At 70.0% G+C, this 24807-nt stretch carries 22 protein-coding genes; 10 read left to right on the forward strand and 12 right to left on the reverse strand.

What is annotated here, in order from left to right; translation table 11 throughout:
• The first annotated feature begins 21 nt into the window (after positions 1–21).
• Both JYK18_RS11515 and JYK18_RS11520 read left to right on the forward strand, forming a co-directional pair.
• Positions 22–1302: an aminotransferase class I/II-fold pyridoxal phosphate-dependent enzyme gene (locus tag JYK18_RS11515; RefSeq protein ID WP_206802083.1), complete on the forward strand. Its 1281-nt coding sequence runs from the start codon at positions 22–24 to the stop codon at positions 1300–1302.
• 39 nt (positions 1303–1341) lie between these two features.
• On the forward strand, positions 1342–2571 hold the full coding sequence (locus tag JYK18_RS11520) for an MFS transporter (protein ID WP_206802084.1): 1230 nt from the start codon (positions 1342–1344) through the stop codon (positions 2569–2571).
• On the opposite strand, the gene JYK18_RS11525 is transcribed toward JYK18_RS11520, so the two are convergent.
• From JYK18_RS11525 to JYK18_RS11560, 8 genes are read right to left on the reverse strand one after another with little or no spacing between them, the layout of a single operon-like run.
• Positions 2522–3904: an amidase gene (locus JYK18_RS11525; protein ID WP_206802085.1), complete on the reverse strand. Its 1383-nt coding sequence runs from the start codon at positions 3902–3904 to the stop codon at positions 2522–2524. The two genes, JYK18_RS11520 and JYK18_RS11525, sit on opposite strands and share 50 nt — an antisense overlap.
• A 16-nt stretch (positions 3905–3920) precedes the next feature.
• On the reverse strand, positions 3921–4685 hold the full coding sequence (locus JYK18_RS11530; RefSeq protein WP_206802086.1) for an SDR family NAD(P)-dependent oxidoreductase: 765 nt from the start codon (positions 4683–4685) through the stop codon (positions 3921–3923).
• Positions 4682–6118 (reverse strand): aldehyde dehydrogenase family protein, encoded by a 1437-nt coding sequence (locus tag JYK18_RS11535; protein ID WP_206802087.1) that lies wholly within the window; start codon positions 6116–6118, stop codon positions 4682–4684. Before JYK18_RS11535 ends, JYK18_RS11530 begins: the two co-directional genes overlap by 4 nt.
• Positions 6115–6873, reverse strand: coding sequence for an ABC transporter ATP-binding protein (locus tag JYK18_RS11540; RefSeq protein WP_206802088.1), 759 nt, complete (start codon positions 6871–6873; stop codon positions 6115–6117). Before JYK18_RS11540 ends, JYK18_RS11535 begins: the two co-directional genes overlap by 4 nt.
• The gene (locus JYK18_RS11545) at positions 6870–7634 is read right to left on the reverse strand and encodes an ABC transporter ATP-binding protein (protein WP_242579066.1); all 765 of its coding nucleotides are present in this window, start codon (positions 7632–7634) and stop codon (positions 6870–6872) included. The genes JYK18_RS11540 and JYK18_RS11545 overlap by 4 nt, the downstream gene beginning before the upstream one ends.
• Positions 7624–8430, reverse strand: coding sequence for an ABC transporter permease (locus tag JYK18_RS11550; RefSeq protein ID WP_206802089.1), 807 nt, complete (start codon positions 8428–8430; stop codon positions 7624–7626). Before JYK18_RS11550 ends, JYK18_RS11545 begins: the two co-directional genes overlap by 11 nt.
• The gene (locus JYK18_RS11555) at positions 8427–9374 is read right to left on the reverse strand and encodes an ABC transporter permease (RefSeq protein WP_206802090.1); all 948 of its coding nucleotides are present in this window, start codon (positions 9372–9374) and stop codon (positions 8427–8429) included. The genes JYK18_RS11550 and JYK18_RS11555 overlap by 4 nt, the downstream gene beginning before the upstream one ends.
• A complete protein-coding gene (locus tag JYK18_RS11560) occupies positions 9371–10864 on the reverse strand; it encodes an ABC transporter substrate-binding protein (protein ID WP_206802091.1) in 1494 nt (497 codons plus the stop codon). The genes JYK18_RS11555 and JYK18_RS11560 overlap by 4 nt, the downstream gene beginning before the upstream one ends.
• Positions 10865–10947: 83 nt before the next feature.
• Here JYK18_RS11560 and JYK18_RS11565 point away from each other — a divergent pair, with 83 nt between their 5' ends.
• The 3 genes from JYK18_RS11565 to tcmP all read left to right on the forward strand — a co-directional run bounded on the left by JYK18_RS11565 (position 10948) and on the right by tcmP (position 14310).
• Positions 10948–11700 carry a FadR/GntR family transcriptional regulator gene (locus JYK18_RS11565; RefSeq protein WP_206802092.1) on the forward strand — a complete coding sequence of 251 codons (753 nt, stop codon included), beginning with the start codon at positions 10948–10950 and terminating at the stop codon, positions 11698–11700.
• Positions 11701–11704: 4 nt separating this feature from the next.
• Positions 11705–12757, forward strand: coding sequence for a patatin-like phospholipase family protein (locus tag JYK18_RS11570; protein ID WP_307795870.1), 1053 nt, complete (start codon positions 11705–11707; stop codon positions 12755–12757).
• Positions 12758–12945: 188 nt separating this feature from the next.
• On the forward strand, positions 12946–14310 hold the full coding sequence (tcmP, locus tag JYK18_RS11575; protein ID WP_206802093.1) for a three-Cys-motif partner protein TcmP: 1365 nt from the start codon (positions 12946–12948) through the stop codon (positions 14308–14310).
• Positions 14311–14318: 8 nt separating this feature from the next.
• Here the strand turns inward: tcmP and JYK18_RS11580 are convergent, their stop codons facing one another.
• Positions 14319–15068 (reverse strand): DUF5131 family protein, encoded by a 750-nt coding sequence (locus JYK18_RS11580; protein ID WP_206802094.1) that lies wholly within the window; start codon positions 15066–15068, stop codon positions 14319–14321.
• A gap of 197 nt (positions 15069–15265) precedes the next feature.
• On the opposite strand from JYK18_RS11580, the gene JYK18_RS11585 reads away from it, so the two are divergent.
• Positions 15266–15679, forward strand: a complete 414-nt coding sequence (locus JYK18_RS11585) for a PPOX class F420-dependent oxidoreductase (RefSeq protein WP_206802095.1) — start codon at positions 15266–15268, stop codon at positions 15677–15679.
• Here JYK18_RS11585 and JYK18_RS11590 read toward each other — a convergent pair.
• The 3 genes from JYK18_RS11590 to JYK18_RS11600 are packed head-to-tail and all read right to left on the reverse strand — an operon-like array spanning position 15665 to position 20945.
• Positions 15665–16723: a PLP-dependent aspartate aminotransferase family protein gene (locus JYK18_RS11590; protein WP_206802096.1), complete on the reverse strand. Its 1059-nt coding sequence runs from the start codon at positions 16721–16723 to the stop codon at positions 15665–15667. The genes JYK18_RS11585 and JYK18_RS11590 overlap by 15 nt on opposite strands.
• Positions 16724–16772: 49 nt before the next feature.
• Entirely contained in the window at positions 16773–17723 is a 951-nt protein-coding gene (locus tag JYK18_RS11595) for an SGNH/GDSL hydrolase family protein (protein ID WP_206804169.1), read from the reverse strand.
• A gap of 18 nt (positions 17724–17741) precedes the next feature.
• Positions 17742–20945, reverse strand: a complete 3204-nt coding sequence (locus JYK18_RS11600; protein WP_206802097.1) for a penicillin acylase family protein — start codon at positions 20943–20945, stop codon at positions 17742–17744.
• A gap of 172 nt (positions 20946–21117) precedes the next feature.
• Here JYK18_RS11600 and JYK18_RS11605 point away from each other — a divergent pair, with 172 nt between their 5' ends.
• From JYK18_RS11605 to JYK18_RS11620, 4 genes are all read left to right on the forward strand, one after another.
• Positions 21118–21492, forward strand: coding sequence for an FKBP-type peptidyl-prolyl cis-trans isomerase (locus JYK18_RS11605; protein ID WP_206802098.1), 375 nt, complete (start codon positions 21118–21120; stop codon positions 21490–21492).
• Between the two features lie 186 nt (positions 21493–21678).
• Positions 21679–23802, forward strand: a complete 2124-nt coding sequence (locus tag JYK18_RS11610) for a serine/threonine-protein kinase (protein WP_206802099.1) — start codon at positions 21679–21681, stop codon at positions 23800–23802.
• 16 nt (positions 23803–23818) lie between these two features.
• On the forward strand, positions 23819–24457 hold the full coding sequence (locus JYK18_RS11615; RefSeq protein WP_206802100.1) for a hypothetical protein: 639 nt from the start codon (positions 23819–23821) through the stop codon (positions 24455–24457).
• Positions 24454–24789 (forward strand): hypothetical protein, encoded by a 336-nt coding sequence (locus tag JYK18_RS11620; RefSeq protein ID WP_206802101.1) that lies wholly within the window; start codon positions 24454–24456, stop codon positions 24787–24789. Before JYK18_RS11615 ends, JYK18_RS11620 begins: the two co-directional genes overlap by 4 nt.
• Positions 24790–24807 lie beyond the last annotated feature (18 nt).

Consider the following 24807-nt stretch of genomic DNA (forward strand, 5'->3'; position numbering starts at 1 on the left):
GGCGGAACGGGCGGGGAGAGGATGGCCGACAATCAGGGCGAAGACGGCCCCTCCCCGTTAGGAAGCACCTTGACCGATCTCACCGCGTTGCGGGCAGAGCACGAGCGGCTGTGCGCCGAAGGACTGAAGCTCGACCTCACCCGTGGCAAGCCATCGCCCGATCAGCTCGATCTGTCCACCGCGCTCCTCGACCTCCCCGGCAGCGCCGGGTTCAAGGCGGCCGACGGCACGGACACCCGCAACTACGGCGGCCTCCAGGGCCTGCCCGAGCTGCGTGAGATCTGGGGCGAGGTGCTCGGCATCCCCGCCGAGCGGTTGATCACGGGTGGCAACTCCAGCCTCGCGCTGATGCACGACACCGTGGTCGCCGCGTTGCTGAACGGGACCACCGACGGGCCGGCCTGGGCTGGCCAGCCGATCAAGTTCCTCTGCCCGGTGCCCGGCTACGACCGCCACTTCGCCATCTGCCAGCAGTTCGGCATCGAGATGATCCCGGTGCCGCTCGGCGACAACGGCCCCGACCTCGCCGAGGTCAAGCGCCTGGTCGCCGAGGACGCGCAGATCAAGGGCATGTGGTGCGTACCGAAGTACAGCAACCCGACCGGCACCTCCTACTCCGCCGAGGTGGTCGCCGAGCTGGCCGCGATGCCGGCCGCCGCGGCCGACTTCCGGCTCTTCTGGGACAACGCCTACGCGGTGCACCACCTGAGCGACGCCGAGGTGGAAATCGCCGACGTGCTCCAGCTGGCCGCCGAGGCCGGTCACCCGGATCGCCCGTTCGTGTTCGCCTCCACCTCGAAGATCACGCTGGCCGGGAGCGGGGTGTCGTTCTTCGGCGGCTCCGAGGCCAACGTGAAGTGGCTGCTCGCGCACCTGAGCAAGCGCACCATCGGCCCGGACAAGATCAACGAGCTGCGGCACGCGCGCTTCCTGCCGGACGCCAAGAGCGTCACCGAGCACATGCGCCGCCACCGCCACATCGTGCAGCCCAAGTTCGACCTGGTGCTCTCCATCCTGGAGGCCGAGCTGGGCGCGGTCGACGGCGTGACCTGGACCAAGCCCGAAGGCGGCTACTTCATCAGCCTCGACGTGCCGGACGGCACCGCCAAGCGCGTGGTCGAACTGGCCGGGCAGGCGGGCGTCAAGCTGACCCCGGCCGGCGCGACCTTCCCGCTCGGTGCCGACCCGCGCGACCGCAACATCCGGCTCGCGCCGACCTTCCCGAAGATCGAGGAGGTCGAGGCAGCCACGCGCGGGCTCGCGGTCTGCGTGCGTCTCGCGGTCGGCGAAACCCAGGCTTAACTGGTGGCCACATCTCCCCGAGCGAAATAGCTTGGAGGAATGGGGAAACTGGGGGCTGATTTCGCCAAGCTCTGGTCGGCCAGCGCGGCGACCAACATCGGTGACGGTGTCGCGCTGGCCGCCGGCCCACTGCTGATGGCATCGCTGACCAGCGATCCCCGGCTGGTCGCGGCCGCCGCCTTCGCCCAGCAGCTGCCGTGGCTGCTGCTCTCGCTGGTCAGCGGTGTGTTCGTGGACCGCCTGGACCGGCGCAAGCTGATCGCCGCGGTGAACGGGTTCCGCGCGCTGGTGATCGGCGGGCTGGCCGTGGCCATCCAGGCCGACGTGGCCACGGTCTGGCTGATCTACCTCGCCTTCTTCCTGGTCGGCACCGCGGAAACGCTGGCCGACAACGCCGCCAACGCGATGATCCCGGCCGTGGTGCCGGAACCCTTGCTGCCCAAGGCGAACGCCCGGCTGATCGCGGTGCACATGGTGGCCAACCAGTTCGCCGCGCCCCCGCTGGGCGCGGCGTTGTTCGCGCTGGCCGCGGCCGTGCCGTTCGGCGTGAACGCGGTGATGTTCGTGATCGCCGGGTTGCTGGTGCTCGGCATCAAGGGCGGGCAGCGCACCGGCCCGCCGCCCGAGAAGCGGCCGATCCGCACCGAACTCGCCGAGGGCGTGCGCTGGCTGGCCAACCACCGCGTGCTGCGCATGCTCGCGGTGACCATCTGCCTGATGAACGTGACGCTGATGGCCGCGTTCGCGATCCTGGTGCTCTACGCCCGCGAACGGCTCGGCCTCGGCGAAGTCGGCTTCGGTGTGCTCCTCACCGCGACCGCGGTCGGCGGCCTCATCGGGACCGCCATCGCCGCGCCGCTGCAGGCGCGCTTCTCGAACACGGCGATCCTGCGCGTCGGCCTGACCATCGAGACGCTGACCCACGTCGGGCTCGCGCTGACGCAGACGGCCTGGATGGCCGCGGTGATCCTGGTGGTCTTCGGCGTGCACGGCTCGCTGTGGGGCACGATCGCCATCTCCTGGCGCCAGAAGGTGGTCCCGGACCAGCTGCGCGGCCGGGTGCACAGCGCCTACATGGTGTTCTCCGTCGGTGGCGCGGCACTGGGCTCCCTGGTCAGCGGGCCGATCGCCGGCGAGTTCGGCATCACCGCGCCGTTCTGGGGTTCGGCGGTGGTGATGGCCGTGGTGACCGCGGTGGCCTGGCGCTCCCTGAAGCTCGTCACACGGGCCAAGGACGTTGCTCCGGCCGAACCCGCTCCACAACCGTAGCCAGCCGCAGCACGCCGAGGTCGTCGAAGCGGCGGCCCGAGATCTGCAGCCCGATCGGCAGGCCTGCCGCGGTGTACCCGCAGTTGACCGACACCGACGGCTGGCCGGACATGTTGTACGGCACGGTGAACGCGATGTGCTCGAACGGCTTCTCGGGATCGTTCGTCGGCGAGGCGTACTCCGCCGGGGGCGCGGCGACCGGGCAGGTCGGCGAGAGCACGAAGTCGTACGGCTCGGTGGCGCGCAGGGTGACCGCGTTCATCGTGTCGATGCAGGAGAAGCCGCGGTACCCGGTCAGCGCGTCGACGCCGTCCGCCGCACGCGCCCAGTCGGCGATGTACGGCAGCACCTTCGCCTGCCGCTCGGCGGACAGCGCGCTGATGTCGGACCAGGCGCGGATGCGCCAGAACACGTCGAGGCCGTTGAGCAGATCCCTGGTCAGGAACGGGTCCACCGGCTCGATCACCGCGCCCGCCTGCTCCAGCCGTCGCGCGATCTCGGTGACCGCGGCGAGCGTGGCCGGCGCGACGGACAGCCCGGCACCCGGATCGGTGTGCAGACCGATGCGCAGGCCGCGCACGTCGAAGTCCAGTGCGTTCCACGGGATGTCCGCCGGTGGCAGGCTCATGTGGTCGCGGGCGTCCGGCCGGGCGAGCACGTCCATCAGCAACGCGGTGTCGGCGACCGTGCGGGTCATCGGCCCGGCGACCCGGCCGATGTACGGCGGATCCACCGGCACCCGGCCGAAACTCGGCTTGAGCCCGACCAGACCGCACCAGCCGGCCGGCAACCGGATCGAGCCGCCGATGTCCGTGCCGACGTGCAGCGGGCCGTAACCCGCGGCCGCCGCCGAACCCGCGCCCGCACTAGATCCACCCGGGGTTTTCGAGACGTCCCAAGGGTTCCGCGAAGCGGTGTGGAAGCTGGACAGGCCCGAGGTCAGCATGCCGTAGTCGGGCATGGTGGTCTTCGCCAGCAGCACCCCGCCGGATTCGCGGACGCGGGCCGCGACCGGCGCGTCCTCCGGTGCGGGCCGCAGTTCGGTGGCGGCCGTGCCCAGCGGCACCGGCGTGCCCTCGGTGGCGATGTTCTCCTTGAGCGTCAACGGAACGCCGTCGATCGGGCCGAGCGGCTCCCCCGCCTGCCAGCGCGCCTCGGACTCCTTCGCGAGCGCTCGGGCGGACGACGGGTCGTAGGCGTAGAGCGCGTGCAGTTCGGGCTCGCGTGCTTCGATGCGGTTGAGCACCGCGTCGGTCACCTCGACCGGGGAAACCGTGCCCGCGCGGAAGGCCGCGACGAGTTCGGTGGCGGGGAGATCGGGCAGCTCGGTCATGCGATGTCCTCCAAACTCAAGCGGGTGGGGTGAAGCGGCCGTCGACGGCGGTCCAGCCGCCGTCCACCGCGAGCACCGAGCCGGTGACGAAGGTCGACGCGTCGGAAGCCAGGTAGACCACCGCGCCGGCGAGTTCCTCCGGCTTCGCCCACCGGCCGAGCGCGCCCTTGTCGGCGTAGGCCCGGTACCAGTCCGCGTCGGCCTTGATCTGCGCGGTGAGCGGGGTTTCCACCACGCCGGGCGCGATCGCGTTGACCCGCACCCCGGCCGGGCCGAACTCGGCGGCGGCCGTGCGGAACAACTGCACCAGCCCGGCCTTGGTGGCCGCGTAGACGCCCTGCCCCGGTTCGACCGTGGTACCGCGGATCGACGAGAAGCCGATGATGCTGCCGCCCCCACGCTCCACCATGCGCGCGCCGAACGCCCGCACCACCTCGAAGGTGGCGCCGAGGTTCAGCCCGACCACCCGCTCGAACTCCTCGCGCGAGTAGTCGAGCAGGCGCTTGCGCACGTTCATCGCGGCGGTCAGCACCACGATGTCGACGTTCCCGAGGTCGGCGGCGGCCCGGTGCACGGCGTCGCCGTCGAGCAGGTCGATCTCGTAGGACTCGCCGCCGATCATCTCGGCGGTGGCGATCGCGGTCCCGGCGTCGCGGTCCGCGCAGACCACCGAGGCCCCCTGCGCGGCCAGTGCCTTCGCCGCTTCACGGCCGATCCCGCTGCCCGCGCCGAGCACCACCGCGTGGCGCCCGTCGAGCCGGAACAACTTCTCGTAGTTCACGGGCGGATCACCGCCATCCTGGTCACCGTCAGCTCTTCGACGGCGAACCGCGGCCCCTCCCGCCCGATGCCGGAGTCCTTGACCCCGCCGTAGGGCATCGTGTCCGACCGGAACCCCGGCACCTCGTTGACCACCACACCACCCACTTCCAGCTGGTCCAGCGCCCGGAACGCGGTGTGCAGCGAGCGGCTGAACACGCTCGCGTGCAGCCCGTACCGCGACGCGTTGACCAGTTCGAACGCTTCGTCCACATCGGACACCCGACGCAGGCAGACGACCGGGCCGAAGATCTCCTCGGCCCAGCAGTCCGCGTCTTCCGGCACGTCGGCGAGCACGGTCGGCCGCACGATGCCGCCCTCGGCGCCCCCGCCGCCGAGCACCTTCGCCCCCGCCTCGACCGCCTGGTCCACCCAGTCCAGCACCCGCCGCGTCGACCGTTCGTCGATCAACGCGGACACCCTCGTGGTCTCCTCGCGCGGGTCGCCGATGACCACCTCGCCGAGGCGCGCGAGCAGTTTCGCGGTGAACTCGTCGGCCACCGAATCGACCACCAGCAGCCGCTGCACCGAGATGCACGCCTGGCCAGAGGCGTAGAAACCACCGCGCAGCACGGCATCCGCGGCGGCGTCGAGATCCGCGTCCTCGGCGACCACCAGCGCCGCGTTGGACCCCAGTTCCAGCAACGTCTTGCGCGGCGCGGCATCACGCGCGATCCGGTGCCCGACCGCCGCCGAGCCGGTGAACGACACCGCGCCCACACGCGGATCGGTGACCAGCGTCGAGCCCACCTCGACGTCCCCGGTGACCAGCTGCACCATCGACACCGGCGCGCCCGCCTCCTCGGCGGCCTCGCGCACCAGGTGGACCAGCCACAACGTGGCCAGCGGGGTGGCGGGCGCGGGCTTCGCGATCACCGGGCACCCGGCTGCGATCGACGGCGCGATCTTGTGCGAAGCCAGCAGCAGCGGGTAGTTGAACCCGGCGATGCCGACAACCACGCCGATCGGCTTGCGGGTCCAGAACCCGACCAGGCCGTCCCCGGAGGGCAGCAGGTCGAGCGGCACGGTCTCGCCGTGCAACCGCGCCACCTCCTCGGCGGCGGCCTCCCAGGTGACCAGCGTGCGCGCCACCTCGACCCGGCAGTCGACCAGCGGTTTCCCGGTTTCGGCGACCAGCAGTTCGACCAGTTCGTCCTGGTGGGCGGCCAGCCGGTCGCGCACACCGGTCAGCACCGCGCGCCGCGTGCGCGAGGGCAGCGCGGCCACCGCCGGTGCCACCGCCACCGCTTCGTCCAGCGCCCGCGCGGCCAGTTCCGCCGTGCCCACCGGGGCCTCGGCGACCACGCTCCCGTCGAACGGGAACCGCACCGGCTCGGTGTCCGAAGTGGACACCCAGCCGGTACCGATCGGCAGGCCGTCCGGATACCGCATCATTTCTCCCCGATTTCGCTCAGTACCTTGCGCAAGGTGGGCGCCGCCGCGATCAGCTCGCGGGTGTACTCGTGCTCCGGCGCGTCGTAGACCCGGTCCACCGGGCCCAGCTCGACGATCTCCCCCGCCCGCATCACCGCCACCGTGTCGCAGAGGTGGCGCACCACGGACAGGTCGTGCGAGACAAACACCAGCGTCAGCGCGAAGCGGTCGGCGAGCTCGGCGAACAGGTCGAGGATCTGCCCGCGCACGGACACGTCCAGCGCGCTCACCGCCTCGTCGGCCAGCAACACGGCGGGCCGGGGCGCCAGCGCGCGGGCGATCGAGATCCGCTGCCGCTGGCCGCCGGAGAACTGGTGCGGGTAGCGCTGCCCGGCATCGGCGGGCAGCCCGACGGCGTCGAGCAGTTCGGCCACCCGATCGGCTCGGTCGGCGGCCCGGCCCAGCGGCTCGGCGATGATGTCGCGCACGCGCATCCGCGGGTTCAGCGAGCCCATCGGGTCCTGGAAGACGATCTGCAGCGAGGACCGCAGGAAGTGCAGCCGCCGCTCCGGCACGCCGTCGATCCGCTGCCCCTGGAAGCGGATCTCGCCCGAGGTCGGCTGGTCCAGCGCGGCCAGCAGGCGGACCAAAGTGGACTTGCCGGATCCCGACTCGCCGACGATGCCGAACCGCTGCCCGGCCTCGACGGTGAACGACACCCCGCGCAACGCCTCCACCCGCTGGTACGCGCGCCGCAGCTCCCGCACTTCGATCATCGCCGCGCCTCCAGGTCCGACGCCGCCAGCAGCTTCTTCGTGTAGTCGTGCTCGGGCGTCAGGAACACGTCGCGCACCGGCCCCTCCTCGACGATCCGGCCGTCCAGCATCACCAGCACGCGCTGGCACACCTGGGCGACCACGGCCAGGTCGTGCGTGATGAACAGCAGCGCCTTGCCGTCGACGCCCGCGCGGATCAGGTCGAGGACCTGCGCCTGCACGGTGACGTCGAGCGCGGTGGTCGGCTCGTCGCAGATGAGCAGCGAGGGGTTGTTGGCCAGCGCGATCGCGAGCACCACGCGCTGCCGCTGACCGCCGGAGAGCTGGTGCGGGTAGGCGCGGGCGATGCGCTCGGGCTCGGGCAGGCGCACCTGGTCGAGCAGGTCGAGCGCGGCGCGCTGGGCGGACCGGCGATCCGGCCGCGTGCGGTGCACCCGCATCACTTCGGCCACCTGCTTGCCGATCCGCATCGACGGGTTCAGCGCGGTCATCGGCTCCTGGAAGACCATGGCCATTTCGCGCCCGCGAAGTCCGCTCAGCTCGCGCTCCGAAGCGCCGAGCAGGTCGCGGCCGTCGAGTTCGGCGGTGCCGGTGGCGGTCACGCCGTGGGGCAGCAGGCCGAGCACCGCCGCGGCGGTCAGCGACTTGCCGGAGCCGGACTCGCCGATCAGGCCGACCCGCTCGCCACTGTCCACAGTGAACGAAACGTCGTGGACGAGGCCGTGGCCACCGGTCTCGATGGAGAGGTGCTCAACCCGCAACACGGCGAACCTCCAGCTTCGGGTCGAACCGGTCGCGCAAGCCGTCCCCGAGCAGGTTGAAGCCGAGCACCGCGATGGCGATCGCGATCCCCGGCACCAGCGCGAGCCTCGGCTGCACGGCGAGCAGTTCCTGCGACTCCTGGAGCATCCGCCCCCACGACGGCGTCGGCGGCCGCGTGCCGAAACCGAGGAACGACAACGCCGCCTCGGCGAGCACGGCGATCGCGAACGACACCGACGCCTGCACGATCAGCAGGCCGGAGATGTTCGGGAACACGTGCCGCACGGCGATGTGCCACTTCGAGCGCCCGCCGGCGCGGGCGGCCAGCACGTATTCGGTGTTCATCACGCGCAACGTGCCGGAGCGGGCGATGCGCGCGAACGACGGCACGGTGGCGATGCCGATCGCGATCATCGCGGTGAGCGTGTCGGCGCCGAACACCGCGCCGAACAGGATCGCCAGCAACAGCGCGGGAAAGGCGAGCACCAGGTCGTTGACGCGCATGATGAACTCGCCGAGCCAGCGCTTCGACATCCCGGCCAGGATGCCCAGCGGCGTGCCGATCACCGCGGCCACCCCGACCGCGACAACACCGACGTAGAGCGTGGTGCGCGCGCCGACCATGATCTGGCTGGCCACGTCGCGGCCGAACTTGTCGGTGCCGAACAGGTGCTCGCCGGTCGGGCCGAGCAGGCGTTCCCCGGCGCTGACCACCAGCGGGTCGTAGGGCGTCCAGACGAACGAGAGCAGGGCCGCGAGCACCACGAGCCCGACGAGAACGCCGCCGATCTTCACCGCGCACCTCGCAGTTTCGGGTCGAGCACGGTGTAGAGCACGTCGACCAGGAAGTTCACCAGCAGCGCGCCGGCCACCAGCACCAGCACGATGCCCTGCACGGTCAGCAGGTCACGGGCGGACACCGCGTCCAGCAGCATGCTCCCGAGGCCCGGCAGCACGAAGACCCGTTCCACCACCACCGCCCCGACCAGCAGCGTGGTCAGTTGCAGGCCCAGCACGGTGACCACCGGGATGGCCGCGTTGCGCAGGCCGTGCCGGATCAGCGCCTGGCCCGGCATCAGCCCCTTCGACCGCGCGGTCCGCAGGTAGTCCTCGCCGAGCACGTCCAGCACGGACGACCGGACGTACCGGGTGAGCACCGCGCCCTGCACCACGCCGAGCGACAACGCGGGCAGGATCAGCCCGCGCAGGAACTCGCCGGGGTCCTGGACCGGCGGGGTCCAGCCGCCCGACGGCAACCACTGCAACCGCACCGCGAACACCTGCACCAGCAGGATCCCGGCGAGGAAGGCGGGCACCGCGATGCCGAGCTGCGACGCCGCCGAAACCACCGTGCCGCTGGCCCGGCGGTGCCGGACCGCGGCCAGCACGCCGAACGGAATCGCGATCAGCACCGCGACCAGCATGCCCGCGCCGACCAGCCACAGCGTCACGCCGAGCCGGTCGGCCAGCTCGGGCCCGATCGCGTCGCGCGTGACGTAGGAATTGCCGAAGTCGCCGGTGAGCACGCCGCCCATCCAGTCGAGGTACTGGGTGACCAGCGGCCGGTCGATGCCGAATTCGGCGCGGGTCTGCGCGAGCAGTTCCGGGGTGGCGTTGACGCCGAGCGCGACCTGGGCCGGATCGCCGGGCAGCACCGCGGTGAACACGAAGACCACGATCGAGGCGGCGAGCAGGCTGACGGCGAAGATCGCCGTGCGCCGCAGGATCCGGGCGGTCACTCCGACCTCCCCAGGGTGGTCAGGTCGAACGACTCGCTGACCTGGTTGCGCACCAGGCCGGTCACCTTCTTCTTGGCGGCGACCACGTTCGGGAAGAGGAACAGCCAGTCCGCGGCGGCGTCGGCGGACAGCGTCCGCGCCACCTCGCGCATCGCGGTCACCTGCTCCTCCGGCGTACCGCGATCCGCCTGTGCCAGCAGGTCCTGGGTCGTCTTGCTGTCGTACCCCCAGTAGAACGACGGCCTGCCGAACGTGGTGATGTCGCGGGCTTCCACGTGCTGGATGATCGACAGGTCGTAGTCGTGGTCGGTGAACACCTGCTTGAGCCACACCGCCGGGAAGTCCAGCGGTTCGATGGTCACCGAGACGCCGACCTCGGCCAGTTGCGACTGGACCACCTGCGCGCTGGAGATCGCGTACGGCAGGTTCGGGATGCGCAGCCGCAGGTTCAGCTGGGGCTTCCCGGCCTCGGCGAGCAGGGCGCGCGCCTGGTCGGGGTCGTGCGGGTAGGCCGCGGAAAGGTCCTCGTACCAGGGATCGGTGGGCGGGACCATGCTGCCGATCAGCGTGCCGCGCCCGGCCCACGCGGTGTCGAGCAGCGCCTTGCGGTCGATCGCCAGCGTCAGCGCGCGGCGCACGCGAACGTCGTTCAGCGGTTCCTTCTTGTTGTTGAAGGCCAGCACCACTTCGCTGTTCGTGGTGCCCTGGATGACGTTGAACCGGCTGTCCGCCTCGAACTGCGGGATCGAGTCGGGCGCGGTGATCGTGCCGATCACGTCGATGCCGTTGCTGAGCAACGCGTTGTTCAGCGCGGTCGGGTCCTTGTAGTACTTGAGGTACACCGTGCGGTAGGCGGGTTCCGGACCGCGGAAGCGCTGGTTCGCCTGGAGCACGATCGAATCCCCGCGCCGCCGCGACGTCACTTCGTACGGACCGGTGCCGACGGGTTTGTTGGCCAGGTCGGCGATGCCGGTCGGGGTGAACATGGCGCCGACGCGGCTGGCCATGTCGAACAGCCAGGCGTTGCTCGGCTTGGTCAGCACCACCCTGGCGTGCAAGGGGTCGAGCACCTCGACCCGGTCCACCACGTCCATTTTGGACTTGATCGAGATGGTCCAGTCGGTCTTCACCCGGTTGATCGAGAACCTCACGTCCTCGGCGGTGAACTCGGTGCCGTTGCTGAACAGCACGCCGGGCTTGAGGGTGAAGTCGTAGACCAGCCGGTCCGGGCTCACCGTCCACGAGTCGGCCAGCAGCGGCACGACGCGGCCCTGGTCGTCGAGCTTCACCAGGCCCTCGTAGACGTTGTAGAGCAGGGCCTGGGGAATGGCCGCGCCGTCGGTACGGGTGAAGTCGAAGTTCTGCGGTTCGGCGGCGAAGCCGACCGCGAGCGTGGACCCGTCGTCCGGCACGAACGCGGACGAACCCGCCGAGCAGCCCGAGGCCACCAGCAGCAGCGCGAGCGCCGCGGCGAGAAGTCGGGCTTTCATCGCTCTCCCAACCTAGTAGACTGGTCGGACCAGTAATCGGTAGAAAAGCACCGTCCCTCGCGACAGGTCAAGGGGTGCCCAGGATGGAGTTCGAGCCGGTCGCCACGGTCCGCGCTTACGAACGGGTCGTCGAGCAGGTGGAACAGGCCGTGTTCAGCGGCCGCCTGAAGGTCGGGGAACGGCTGCCCAGCGAGCGCGAGCTGATGGCCCAGTTCGGGGTCAGCCGGTCGACCGTGCGCGAGGCGCTGCGCGTGCTCCAGGCCGGTGGGCTCATCCGCTCGAAACCGGGTGATCCGCGGGGGCCGGAGATCCTGCCCGCGTCCCCGGTGCACCTGCACAAGTCCATGCACCGGCTGGCGCGCGCGGAGGGCATGAGCCTGGCCGAGCTGCTGCAGTTCCGGATGTTGCTGGAGGGTTCGGCGTACCTGCTGGCCGCACGGCTGCGCACGGACGAACAGCTCGCCGAACTGGACGCGGCGATGGCGGCGATGACCGCCGCGGCCGACCTCGGGTACGAGGAGTTCAGCCGCGCCGACATCGCGTTCCACGAGACGATCGCGCGAGCCACGCAGAACACGCTGATCGTGGTGTGCGGTGAGGTGGTCCGCGGCATCGTGCTCGACCTGATCGAGGACAAGCTTTCGCACGCGGACGACCGCCGCGCGCTGATGTCGGCCTGGCTGACGCACCACGGCGAGGTGCTCGACGCGGTCCGACTCCGCGACGGCGAGCGCGCCCAGCGGCTGGCGCGGCGGGCGATCTTCGACCATTACGCCGATTACGTTCCGCTGGCTGATCGACCCCTGTTGTTCCCCTTGCTGGACACGGCAGAATGACCGGGTGAGCACTGAGGGGGTCGGGCTTTGCCTGTCCGGTGGCGGATACCGCGCGATGCTCTTCCACACCGGGGCGCTGTGGCGGCTCAACGAACTCGGCGTGCTGTCGCGGCTCGGCGTGATCTCCAGCGTCTCCGGCGGGTCGATCGCGGCGGGCGCGCTCGCGAAGGCGTGGCCGGAACTGGACTTCCAGGACGGGGTCGCGGCGAACTTCGTGCCCGCGGTGGTGGAACCGTTGCGGCGGCTGGCCGGCCGGAACATCGACGTGCGCGTGGTGCTGCGGGGACTCCTGCTGCCGGGGCGGTCGATCGGCGACGAGGTGGTCGCCGTGCTGCGCAAGTACCTGGTCGGGGACCTGCGGATGAGCGAGCTGCCGGAGTCGCCGCAGTTCGTGTTCAACGCGACCAACCTGCAGAACGGCGAACTGTGGTGGTTCTACCGCGACAAGGAACCCCCGACGGCGGCCGGTGAGCCGATCCTGCTGGCCACCGCGGTCGCCGCGTCCTCGGCGTTCCCGCCGTTCCTGTCGCCGGTGGTGGTGCCGACGAGCGCGACCGAGCGGGAGAGCGGGCTGCCGGAGAAGGCCATGCTGAGCGATGCCGGGGTGTTCGACAACCTCGGGCTGGACCCGGTGGTGCCGCGCTGCGAAACGGTGCTGGTCAGCGACGCCGGGCAGAAGTTCGAGTTCCAGCCGCGGGTGAAGCGGAACTGGGTGCCGCACCTGCTCCGGGTGCTCGACGTGATCGACAACCAGGTGCGGTCGCTGCGCAAGCGCACCCTGATCGAGTCCTATGTGGACCGTGACGCGACCGGGACGTACTGGGCGGCGGCCAGCGACATCGACGACTTCGAGATGCCGGACACGCTGCCCGCGCCGAAGGAGAAGTCGGAGCAGCTGGCCGCCACCCCGACCCGCCTGCACCGCATGGCCCCCGAGCTCCAGCGGTCCCTGATCAACTGGGGCTACGCGGTGACCGACGCGGCCATGCGAAAGCACATCCTGCGGGACGCGGCACCCCCGAAGGGCTACCCGTACCCGGAGTCCCCCCTCGGTTGAGATCCGCGGCCTTGACCTCCGGCGTCCAAGGCACGCGCGGTAGACGGAGTCAGATCGGATCCGAGAAACAGACCCGACGTGAGCGAAGTCCGCCCCCTTGGAGGATCACGGCCGGTGCCACCTGTCTGTAACGTCGGCAGTCACAGACAGCGATACCCCGGTAATCCAGTTGGCGAGGGGTGAGACAGTTGGACAAAGGTGATCAGCTTGTAAGCCCAGAAGAGCCCCGTATCGAAGGCGATGCCACAGCCGACGAACTGTTCGACTACGCGTTGGCTGGAGAGACGGCCGGGGAGACCAGCGTCGAAGCTGGAGTCGACCGGGACGCGTTCTTCGTGTCGAAGAAGGCGGCTGCTGTCTTCAAGCACAGTCTGCTGAAGAGCTACTTTCCGCGATTCGCTGGAAAGACTGGTTCCACGGAGTTGAACAAACGCCTCGTCTATGTCGACACCCATGCGGGCCCCGGGAAGTACGAGGACGACACTCCGGGCAGTCCACTCCTCATCGCCGAGAACGTGACCGGAATGCTGGGTGCCTCGGGGCGAGCGCATCGGGACATCGCCTGCATGTTCGTCGAGGCGCGTCCCAGTCACTACCGACATCTCACCGAGGTGCTCGAGGAGCACATGCCCCTCAACGCGTTGTGGAAGACACGAAGAGGCAAAGCCAGCACCTACCTGGCCGAGGCGCTCGAATTCGCTGCGGATTCACCGCTGTTCATGTTCATCGATCCCTACGGCTTGGGACCAAGCTTCGACGAGGTCGTACGGATACTCGCACGTCCCCGCACCGGCCGGGGCAGCAAGACCGAGATACTCCTGAATTTCATCTCGATGGCCTTCTCCCGCGCCGGGGGCTACCTCAAGGTCAGCGAGCCGACACGACAACAGTTGACGACCCTGGAACGCCTGGACACCGTTCTAGGAGGAGATTGGTGGCGCGAGATCTACTTGTCTTCCTCCTCCGGTGGCTCAGCGGTCAGCAAACTGGCCCAGGAGTACGCCACTCGTGTCTGCAACGCGGTTGACCACCGCCCGCGGTCCGGCGTGAGACAGCGTTGCCGAGCAACTTTGATCCCGGTCCGCAACACGTTGGAGCAGGATGTACCGGTCTACTGGCTCGTGCACTTCACATTTCATCCGCACGGCGCGTGGTGCATGGCCGAAGCAGCGGCAAAAGCCAACCTGGCCTGGCGTCATACCAACCATCAACTGTCGCTCATGAAGGCGCTCACCCAGGACACCGGACAGGGAGATCTGTTCGGTGAGCTGCTCCCTCAAGCCTCCGAGGACACGCGCGCCCGTGCCGAAGAGAAGCTCCAGCAACAGTGGCTGGACATCATCACTGGCAACCTTCTCAGGCTCGTCGGCACGCGACCGCAGCTCGATGTGTGCGATGACATGGCGGAGATTTTCGGCGCCACGCTGGGGTTGGCTCACGGCAAACACTTGAGGAAGGCATGGGATCAGTTAGCCGACGAAGGCGTGTTGATCGGTAGAGACCGACGAAAGCCGCTGGAGAACCAGATGATTCGCCGAGCTCGACTCGACTGACGACGACGTCACTGCAAGCTGGCCGGCCGAGGCATCTCGTTCCAGATTTGGCCATCCAGTTCGCGGCCGCCCGCCTTCGGCGTGCGACCGCCCCACTGCTTGTGGAAGAACGCCACATCCGCTTCCTGACAGGCATCGCGGATCTCGCGCACCCAAGCGGGGTCGACAGAACGCGCCTTCGGACCGGACTCGCCACCTGTGATGACCCAGTCGATGCCATCGAGGTTGAGACCGGTTACCGGGCCCAACAACGGCTCGCACGAGAGAAATCGAACAGCAGCGGGCACAGCTCGAAGATCATCCACCCGACCGAGTTGATCTTCGGTCTCGACACTTACCCCCATCCACACATTCGGTGGCCATTCGAGCTTGTCCGCCAACTTGCGCAGACGTGCCGACCGCTTGGTCAAAACCTGGTAGGTGTGTTGTGGAGTCCCGGCCATGACGTCGAAGACCTGGCGCACGAAATCCAGGGGAACTTTGGCGTGGAACAGATCGCTCATGGAGTTGACGAACACGACCCTCGGCGTGCGCCATCGGTAAGGCTGGTCGAGGGTGTCCGGATGGACTGTGACGGCGAAGCCAGGGCCAGAAGTACGCGGGTCGCCGTCGTTCTGATATTTCGGCGTACCCATGGCTTTGAGCCGTTTGGCGAGGGCAAGCGCGTAGCAGTTGTCACATCCAGCGGAGATACGGTCACATCCCGTTGTGGGGTTCCAGGTGACCTCGGTCCACTCGATCGTCGAGCGACTGCTCACGACTGCTCCTTGATCGTCATGCGGCACGGCTCAGTCATCCACGGATCTTACGAGAGTCCGTAACGAATCCCCGCAGGCTAGAGGCGTGGCGCCACTGAATCGAGTGCTGCTTGACGGGGTAATAACCAGGGTCGGGGCCGTCGTGCGTCCCCGCTGAGTTGACCTCCAGTTAAGTGGAACTCCTAGGCTGCGATCCCATGACCTACACCGCAGCCGAACGCGAGTACCTGCGCGGGCAGGGCCTCGGCCGCCTGTCCACCATCGGCCCGGACGGCGGGCCGCAGACGCGCCCGGTCGCCTTCCGGCTCAACGACGACGGCACCATCGACATCGGCGGCCCGGCCAACGAGACCAGTCGCAAGTACAAGAACGTCCAGGCGCGCCCCGAGGTCTCGTTCCTGGTCGACGACATGACCCCGGACGACCCGGCCGAGGTGAAGCCGGGTTGGGGCCGCGGGGTGGAGATCCGCGGGCGGGCGGAGCTGGTCACGCTGGACGTGCCGCCGGTGGCACCGGAGTTCTTCAGCAAGGAAGTGATCCGTGTGCACCCGGAGCGGGTGATCTCCTGGCACCTCGAACGCGACCAGGACCTGCGCTCACGTGCGGTCTAGGACCTCCCGCAGGTCGCGCCACAGGTCTTCGGGGTCTTCCAGGCCGACGGAGAAGCGGATCAGGCCGGGCGGTACGTGCGCGTCGCCGGCCAGCCAGGCTCGGCGTTCGACGCAGCTTTCCACGCCGCCCAGGCTGGTGGCGTGGCGGATCAGGCGGAGCCCGCCGCACACCGCGTCGGCCGCCTCGGCGCTGTCGAGTTCGAAGGCGATCATCTGGCCCGAACCCGGGTACCGCACGCGCGTGACCTTCGGGTGCGTGCCGAGGCGGTCGGCCAGGAGTTCCGCGCTGCGCGAAGCCTCGGCCAGCCGGACCGGCAGCGTGCGCAGGCCGCGCAGGGCGAGGTACGCCTCCAGCGCACCCGGCGTCGCGCCGTTGCGGGTGCGGGCGTCGCGCAGGGCGGTCGCCAGTTCCTCGTCCCTGGTCACGGTCAGGCCGAGCAGCAGGTCGCTGTGCCCGCCGATCAGCTTGGTCGCGCTGTGCACCACGATGTCCGCACCGAGGTCGAGCGGCTGCTGGCCGAGCGGGGTGGCGAAGGTGTTGTCCACCACCACCTTCGCCAGGTGCCCGTCGGCGGCCCGCGCCACCGCCCTGATGTCGATCACGTCGAGCGTCGGGTTGGTCGGCGACTCCAGCCAGACCAGGTCGGCCCACTCGGCAGCCGCCGTCCACGCGGACAGGTCCGACGGCTCCAGCTCGACCGCGCGCAGGCGCCCGTTCTTCGCCGCGTGCCCGAGCAGGCCGCGCGTGCCCGCGTAGCTGAACCGCGGCACGGCCACCTCGGCGCCGACCGGCAGCAGGTCGATCACCGCCGCCGCGGTGGCGATGCCCGAGGCGAAGGCGGTCGCGTGCCCGCCTTCGAGCCCGCCGATCGCCTCCTCCAGCGCGGTCCAGCTCGGCGTGCCGTCCTCGCGGGAGTACGCGCGCGCCCCACCCGCGTGGAACGTGCTCACCGGCACGATCGGCGTGTTCAGCGGCTCCCCCGGCTCCTGCGGCCGTCCGGCCGCCACCGCCCGGGTTCGGGGTGACCAGTCTGCTAAGTCCACCCGGCCAACCTAACCGCAGGTCAGCACCCCCGCGACGGGCAGGGGCGGACTAGTGACCGTGCACACTCGCGACCGCGTCGGCGGACGCCACCGGCCCGGCGTACGTCGGTGCCTTCAGCTTGGCCGGGCTCTTGCCGGTCAGCTGCGCCTGCACCTCGGTGGCCACGCCGATCATGCCGGACCGCCGCGGGTGGTAGTTCAACGCGGCGAGCAGGTTGATGTCCTTGCCCTGGATCCACGCCGCCCCGCCGGGCGCGCACGCGTCGTGCCCGAGCGACGCCGGGTACATGTCGACGAAGGTGGTGTCGCCGTCCTCGGCGGCGGCCTTGGCCAGCGCGGCGTTCAGCGCCTGCTCCACGCTGTCCAGCCAGCGCAGGTCCCCGTCGGCGAAGGGCAGGATGTTCGGGCAGGTCCCGGTCGGCGGGCCGATCCGCGGGTAGCCGACCAGCACCACCTTCGCGTCCGGCGACCGCTCGTGCACGCCTTCGAGCACCTCGGTCACCCGCGTGCCGGTCTGCTCGATGCGCTGCTTGATCGTGTCCACCCCGTCGACGGTGAACTTCTCCCGGCACGGCGAACCGGTCGGGTCCTGCTCGCGCAGCGGCGGGCACTCCCCGACCAGGGTGCCGAACACGCCGTAGTCGTTGCCGCCGATGCCGATGGTCACCAGGTCGGTGTCCTCGTCGAGCGCGTTGAACTGCGGCGGGTTCGAACCGAGCGGCACGGACTGCGCCTCGGTCATGTTCGTGGTGTCCGCGCCACCGCAGCTGACGTCGGTGAACGAGTCCACGTCGAGGTTGCGCGCCAGGTAGGACGGGTAGTTGTTCGTCGACCTGGCGCAGCCCAGCGGATCCAGTCGCATGAACGGGATGAGCGGGCCCGAGGTGTACGAATCCCCGAGCGCCACGTAGTCCTCATAGGCGGGGGTGGCCGAGGCGGCCCCGGTCCCCGCGGTGATTCCGGTCAGCAGCACAGCGGCGACCAACGCGCCTTTGCGAATGGACACGCCCGATTCCCCTCAGTAAGCGTACGACTCCAGTTCGTACAACGAGTATCCGTAGTCGGTGCCGCGACGGACACCCTCCATTCGCAGGTAACGCGCGTCGGTACGGGTGAAAGTGAGCGTGTCCACGCCGCCGTCGCCGTTGACCACGGACTTCACCTCGCGCCAGCTGCTCCCGTCATTCGACACCAGCAGCCGGTAGTCACGCCCGTAGGCGGCCTCCCAGCGCAGGACCGCGCGCGCCACCGGCCGCACCGAGCCGTAGTCCACGGTGAGCGACTGCCGGTCAGACCAATCGCTGGCCCAGCGGGTGTTCAGCTTGCCGTCCACCGCGTTGGCGGGCGGCGAGTTGTACCAGCCGGTCTCGTGGCTGGTGGCGGACGCCTTCGCGCCCAGCGCGGTGTTCGACACGTCCGCGCCGCGACGGGCGGCGAACTCCACCACCTGCTGGTAGGTCGGCCGGTTCTGGGTGCTGATCTTGTCCTGCGTGATGCCGCCGAGCGGGCGGTGGATCAGCGAGTCGGCGCACCACTGGTCACCGGCCGAGCAGTCGCCGTCACCGGGGTAGACCTCGTTGATCGGCTGCGCGGCGGCCTGCTTCACGGTGTTCAGCAGGATCGTCCGGCACGCGGCCACGTCCCCGCCGCCGCAGTACTCGGCACCGAGCGGCCCGGCCACCTGGTCACCGAGGATCGCCCGGAGGTCCTTGTGCACGTAGCCCCACCAGCCCGCCTGGTACGCGGAACCCTGGTGGCCCTGGCCGACGTGCTTGCCCGGCACCTCGTTCTGCCAGCCCGACGGTGATTCGTTGATCTTCAGCACGCCGGTCATCGCGTTGAAGGCGGGCGTGCCGAGCCCTGGCTCGAACTGGGCACGCACCAGCAGCGGCCACCACGCGTCCATGATCTTGATCGCGTCCGCGTCGGCGTAGGCCTTGCTGCCGGGGCTGGTCTCCGCCCGCAGCGCGCCCCGGCCCAGCCAGTCCTTCAGCTTGGTGAGCGCGGCCGCGGCGGCCGGATCGGTGACGGCGGCGGTGTCGATCACCCGCAGCAGCTGCGGCAACACCTTCTCCGCCCGCAGGTCGGCAAGCCCGGCTTCGGCCATCGCCTGGGTCAGGTTCACCCTGGTCACCTTGGTGCCGCTGCTGATCAGCGCCTTGACCCGGCGGTCGAGCAGATCACCCCGGTGCACCGCGGACTTCTCGTAGCCGCTGGCCGCGTAGTCCTTGGCCTGCGCGTTGTTCCAGCTGATGTAGTAGTCCTGGTTGATCGAGTTCGGGTGCTGCTCGAACGGGGTGTAGTCGGCGCGGTTGGTGGCCGCGTTCCAGTTCCGCCACTCCAGCCCGGCGCCCGCCCTGATCGGCATGCTCGGATCGGCGGCCGGGTGCCGCACCGGGTTCGCGCCCGAGTTGTAGTAGGCGGTGTCCTGCGCGTCGGCGTAGAACCAGTTGAACGTGTAGTTGATGTGCGAGGCCGCGCGCTGGAAGTCCGCCGCCGACTTCACCGCGTCGGGGTCGTTGAACTCCTGGAACCCGATCAGCGCGTCGACCTCGTGGAAGTAACTGCTGCGCAGTGCCGCGTAGGCGACCGGCTTGCCGTCGACGAGCGCGCGGTGCGTCACCGGCCCGTACTGGGTGCGGAAGGCCCGCAGCGTGTACGAACCGGCCGGGGTGCCGTCCGCGATCGTCGGCTTCCACGAGTTCTTGCGCTCGATGATCTCCATCGGCGTGCACTGGCCGTTGAACAGGTAGGCGTTGGATTCCTTGGTGGCCGGCGCGCCCGAGGGGTCGCACAGCTCCAGCGCGTAGGTGTCGATGATGTCCTGGTTCGCGCTCGTCGCGCTCCACGAGTAGTCCTGGCCGCGGCCGAGCAGCACGTACAGGCTGACACCGGCGAACGAGGCACCGCGCGCGCTGATCCCCGGACCCTGGAGCTCCTGCAGCATCAACAGCTGCGGGGCGAAGTAGCTGGTCTGCGGGCCGAACACGGCGACCGGGTGGCCGCTTTCGGTGTGCTGCCCGGACACCACCAGCGCGTTGGACATGCCGTGCTTCTCGGTGAGCAGGTTCGCCGGGAGCACCCCGTCGGCGAACATGTCGCGAGCCGGTTCCTGGTCGGCGGGCGCGGCGGGCTTGGCCGAAGCGCCCTGGCCGCCGACTTCGTCGAAGACCGTCTGCTGCGGACTGACCGAACCCGGTTGCGGCATCGCCACGCCCTGCGGGTTCGCCGGGGTCTTGCCGTACGGGAAGCTCTGCCCGGCGTGCAGCGTGTTCACCGTCTCGGGATCGTTCTCCGCGCGCAGGCCCTTCCAGACCTTCTCGCCCTCCTCGACGCCGTAGCGCTCCTGGATGGCCAGCTTCGCGATCGCGGCCTGGACCTCGCCGCCGCCACCGCCGCCGAACTGCGCGCCGACCACCGAGGACAGCACCACCATGTCGGTCAGCTTGAACGGCTCGATCTTGCCCGCGTTGGTGATCGCGTCGACGTGCCCGGTCAGCACGTACTCACCGGGGAAGTAGCGGCCGGCGTGCGATTCGCTGATGTACTTGTTGATGCCCTCGACGTACGAAGTCGCGTCGGCGAAGCCCTGCGCCCCGCGCGGACCCGAGTTCTTCACCTCGTCGATCTGCCGCTGCAGTTCTTCCTCGGTGTAGGGCGCGCTCGCGAAGAACGAGCGCTCCAGGTCGCGGTTGCCCTGCGCGCCACCGGCGAACGAGGACAGCTGACCACGGCCGACACGGCGCATCACGTCCATCAGCCACAGCCGGTCCTGCGCGGCGGCGTACCCGGCGCCGAACTCGGTGCCGGACCGCGTGGTCCCGGTGATGTGCGGAACGCCGGTCGCCTTGTCCCGCACGATGGTCACGTCGGACCGGGGCTTGATCGTGCTCTCCACCTGGTCCGGTGGCACGCCGAAGGAGGCGTCGTTGAAGAACTTGCCGATGGTGTCGGTGGTCAGCCCGCGGTAGTTCGCGCCGAGGTCGGCGTACTTGCCGAGTTGGTCGGCGGAATGCGCGGGCCGCGTGCCGAGCGCCTTGTGGGCGAGGATCTCGGCGAGCGTGGCGTTGCCGTTCTGACCCGGCGGCAGGATGTCACCGCACTGGCCGAGGCAGAAGTCGATCGGTGGTGGGGCCTGGGCGGTAGCCACCTGCGGTGGCACGACCACCAGCGTCGCCGCCAGTGCCCCCAGCCCGAGGAACGTCCCGATTCGTCGGCGCATGCCACCGGCTCCCTTCGACGGTGTGACGTGGAGCACCGTACGCAGGAGTAACCACGTTTGTGAATACCTCTCACATTCTGTCGTCCCGACGGAGTATCGCCACCTCCGGCGCGAACCGGGGCCATCGCCTACGGTGGGTCCACTTGTGGGAACGAACAGGGAGGAACGCGGTATGGCACTGGAGAAGCCCGCGGTCGACGCCCCGGAGGGCCCGCCGCCCGCCGAGCTGACCGTGCACGACCTGACCGAGGGCGACGGTCCGCAGGCGCAGGCGGGCAGCACGGTCTCCGTGCACTACGTGGGGGTCGCGTACTCCACCGGGGAGGAGTTCGACGCTTCGTGGAACCGCGGGCAGACGCTCGACTTCCCGCTCGGCGCCGGGTACGTCATCCCGGGCTGGGACCAGGGCGTCGCCGGGATGAAGGTGGGCGGCCGCCGTCGCCTGACCATCCCGCCTCACCTGGCCTACGGCGACCGCGGTGCCGGCGGCAAGATCAAGCCGGGCGAGACGCTCATCTTCGTCGTCGACCTGGTCGGCGTCAGCTAGCCGGAACTGGAACGCGGTCGGCGGCACGGTCGGTTTCGACCGTGCCGCCGACCGCTTTCTGCATGCACCCGAACCTCGCCCGTGTGAAGAAGCTTGTCCTTCGACGGGATCCGGCAGTACCTTCTGTGCGTCACATGTGACAACATTCTTCGCTCTGTCACTTGTGCCTGATCAAGGGGGACGCACATGACATCACCGGACTGGATGCTGCCCGGATTCACCGAAGTGGCGCCGCTCGGCGCCGGCTCCTTCGGGCGCGTGGTGCTCGCCCGGCACGACCAGTCCGGGACCGAGGTGGCGATCAAGTACCTTTACGCGCGCTACCTGACCGAACCCGAGCACGTCGCGCGCTTCCGCGAAGAGGCGCGACAGGCGGCGCGGGTGATCAGCCCGCACGTGGCCAAGCTGCACGAATTCGTCGAACGCCCGGAAGGCGCGGCGATCGTGATGGAGGCCGTGCCGGGGGTGTCGCTGAAGGCGGTGCTGGCCGAAGGGCCGCTCGAACCGGAAGCCGCGCTCGCCGTGCTCAAGGGTTCGCTGCTCGGGCTGGCCGCCGCGCACGCGGCGGGCACCGTGCACCGCGACTACAAACCGGACAACGTGCTCGTCGGCGCGGACCGGCAGAGCAAGCTGGTCGACTTCGGCCTGGCCGTGCTCGCCGGTTCCACCGGTGTCCCGGCGGGCACGCCCGCGTACATGGCGCCCGAGCAGTGGTCCTACTCCGTGGCCACGCCGTCCACCGACGTCTACGCGGCCACGTGCGTGTTCTTCCAGAGCGTCACCGGGGAACGGCCCTACGCCGCCGACGATTCGACCGTGCTGCGCGATCTGCACGAGTACGCGCCGATCCCGTTCGGCCAGGCGCCGGAACCGATCCGCGAGCTGATCAAGCGCGGCATGGCGAAGAAACCCGAGCAGCGACCGGCGAACGCCGCCGAGTTCGTGTCCGAAGTGGAGCAAGCGGCCCGCGCGGGATACGGCGAGGACTGGGAAAACCGCGGCCTCTCGCGGCTGGCCGGACGCGCGGCGGCGCTGATGGCGTTGTCGCCGGTGGCGATGCTGGCGGCCGCGGCACAACTCGCCCCGGCCACCGGCGCGATGATCGGCAGCGGCACGGCGACCACCGTCGGGGCGGGCGCGGGCAAGGCCGTTCTCGGTACCACCGCGGGGAAAGTGATTGCCGGGATCGCCACGCTGGCGGTGCTCGCCGGGGCCGGCGCAGCGGTGATCATCGCGAACCAGGACGACGATCCGGCACCCCCGGAACCCACGCCGATCGCCGCGCCCGCCGCGCAACCCGGCCCGCGGTTCACCGTTCAGGACGCCACGCGCGAGGTGCCGGACACGGCGATCTCGGTGCGGGTCCAGCACGGCCAGGTGACCGGACTGCCGAACGCCGACCTCGAGCGCAAGGTCAACGAAGCGCTGCGGCAACCGGACGAGCGGTTCGGTGGTTACCTGGTGTCCTCGCTCGGCCCGGAGACGCCGTCCGATTCCAGCGGGACCGCGCAGTTCCGGATGCAGGGCCCGCGGCTGGTCTCGCTCCGGCACGACTTCACCACGCCGGGCAGCAACTACGCGGTGCCGCCGATGTCGATCACCGTGGACCTGGAAACCGGCGAGATCGTGGAGATCTCCGACTTCCTCGCGGACGTCACCGATTCAGGCGCGGAGAAGCTGCAGGAGCGGATCGCCGGGCGCATCGCCGACTGCCCGGACTTCGAGCCGTTCTCGGCGGACAGCTTCCGCGCGGTGCGCAGCATGCCGCCGGTGGTCCAGCCGATCGCCGCACCCGACGGGCTCGACCTGATGCTGAACCTCGGGCAGACCTGCGGCGTCCGCGAGATCGTCGTGCCGTACGCCGAAATCGGCGACCTGCTCAACCCGGAGTTCGCCGCGAAGCTGCCGCCGGGCACGGTGCCCGCCACGCCGCCGACGCCCAAGAGCTCGTCGAAGCCGTCGGGCGCGGAATCGGTGCCGCACACGGTCGAGGGCGCGGCGATCGTGCTCGACCGGTACTTCCACGGCGTCGGGGCGAAGAACACCACCGTGGTGTGCGAGATCAGCGCGCCGGCCTGGGACGATGAATCCGGTTCGTGCCCCGAGCTGTTCCAGGTGCTGTTCGACCACCTGTCGCCGCAGGACCTGGCCAAGGCCAAGGCCGCGAAGACCGATCCGGGCAAGCTCCGCGCCGACGGGCCGAACCGGATCATCGCGCCGCCGTCGGCGCTGGTGCGGATGACCGGCATCGACGACCAGGACGGGTTTGTCCTGGAGTGGCGGCAGAACACCTGGTTGATCGTCGACTGAACGAGGGGGAACGAGGATGAGCGACGACGAAGAAGCCTGGAGCCTCGCGGATTCGTGGGACTACGGGGACGAACCCGCGGCGGCACCGGCACCGGAAACCGGTGGGCCACCGGTGACCGTGACCGGCTCCCGGGTCCGGCTCGCGCCGGACTGGCGGGAGCGGATCGATCCGCGCTCGCTGCACACCGAGGTGGTCACCGCGGCGAACCAGGCGGCCGCCGAAGCCGCGCTGCGGAACCCCGCGCCGGTGCGGGAGCCGGTCCGGCCCGATCCGGCCACCGACCCGATCACCCCGGCCGACGCGCTGCGCCTGCTCGACTCGGTGCAGGCCGAGCTGGACGCCTTCGCCCGCCAGGTGGCGGCGTTCGACCACCGGCCGGAATGGGTGGACAGCGAGGGCGGGCACGTGTCGGGCTCCAGCGCGCACGGCGCGATCCGCGAGTTCGAGATCGACGCGAAGTGGGCCCGCAGCGCCCCGAACACCGAGATCGAGGCGGAACTCACCGAAGTGCTGACCCGGTTGCACGACAAGGACGACCCGGCCGCATTGCTCACCGGGCCGCAGACCCCGGCGGTCGCCGAACTGCGTGCCCTCACCGCCGACCCGAGGGCGCTGCTGCGCCGGGTCGGCCTGCTGAAGGGACCGTCGGCATGACCTTCGACCCGAACCGGCCGAGCGCCGCGGACATCCGGGTCGCGCTGGGCGACCTCCGGCACGACGCCCAGGTCTGGGACGACGCGCAGGAACTGCTCGCCGCCCCGCGGCAGGCCGCGCAGAACCTGAAGCTGCCCGAGGGCGCGCTCGGTTACGTCGGTGCCCCGACCGGCCTCGCCGCGGACATCGAGGCCGCCCGGGCGCAGCTCGCCTCGATGCTCACCCAGGCCGAGGCGTACTTCGGCACGGTCGCCGGCCAGCTGCGCAAGGCGGCGAACGCCTACGAGGCGGACGAGCGCAACCACCTGCACGAACTCCACAAGTACTACTGAGCGGCCCGGGGGAACCTC

Origin of the sequence: Amycolatopsis sp. 195334CR (assembly GCF_017309385.1) — a bacterium.
GTDB lineage: Bacteria > Actinomycetota > Actinomycetes > Mycobacteriales > Pseudonocardiaceae > Amycolatopsis.

Coding starts and splice junctions, on each gene's coding strand:
- JYK18_RS11615 (WP_206802100.1), top strand. CDS start 23,819: ATGAGCGACGACGAAGAAGCCTGGAGCCTCGCGGATTCGTGGGACTAC.
- JYK18_RS11515 (WP_206802083.1), top strand. CDS start 22: ATGGCCGACAATCAGGGCGAAGACGGCCCCTCCCCGTTAGGAAGCACC.
- JYK18_RS11585 (WP_206802095.1), top strand. CDS start 15,266: ATGACCTACACCGCAGCCGAACGCGAGTACCTGCGCGGGCAGGGCCTC.
- JYK18_RS11535 (WP_206802087.1), bottom strand. CDS start 6,118: ATGATGCGGTATCCGGACGGCCTGCCGATCGGTACCGGCTGGGTGTCC.
- JYK18_RS11525 (WP_206802085.1), bottom strand. CDS start 3,904: ATGACCGAGCTGCCCGATCTCCCCGCCACCGAACTCGTCGCGGCCTTC.
- JYK18_RS11600 (WP_206802097.1), bottom strand. CDS start 20,945: ATGCGCCGACGAATCGGGACGTTCCTCGGGCTGGGGGCACTGGCGGCG.
- JYK18_RS11565 (WP_206802092.1), top strand. CDS start 10,948: ATGGAGTTCGAGCCGGTCGCCACGGTCCGCGCTTACGAACGGGTCGTC.
- JYK18_RS11610 (WP_206802099.1), top strand. CDS start 21,679: ATGACATCACCGGACTGGATGCTGCCCGGATTCACCGAAGTGGCGCCG.
- JYK18_RS11620 (WP_206802101.1), top strand. CDS start 24,454: ATGACCTTCGACCCGAACCGGCCGAGCGCCGCGGACATCCGGGTCGCG.
- JYK18_RS11540 (WP_206802088.1), bottom strand. CDS start 6,873: ATGATCGAAGTGCGGGAGCTGCGGCGCGCGTACCAGCGGGTGGAGGCG.
- JYK18_RS11605 (WP_206802098.1), top strand. CDS start 21,118: ATGGCACTGGAGAAGCCCGCGGTCGACGCCCCGGAGGGCCCGCCGCCC.
- JYK18_RS11520 (WP_206802084.1), top strand. CDS start 1,342: ATGGGGAAACTGGGGGCTGATTTCGCCAAGCTCTGGTCGGCCAGCGCG.
- JYK18_RS11560 (WP_206802091.1), bottom strand. CDS start 10,864: ATGAAAGCCCGACTTCTCGCCGCGGCGCTCGCGCTGCTGCTGGTGGCC.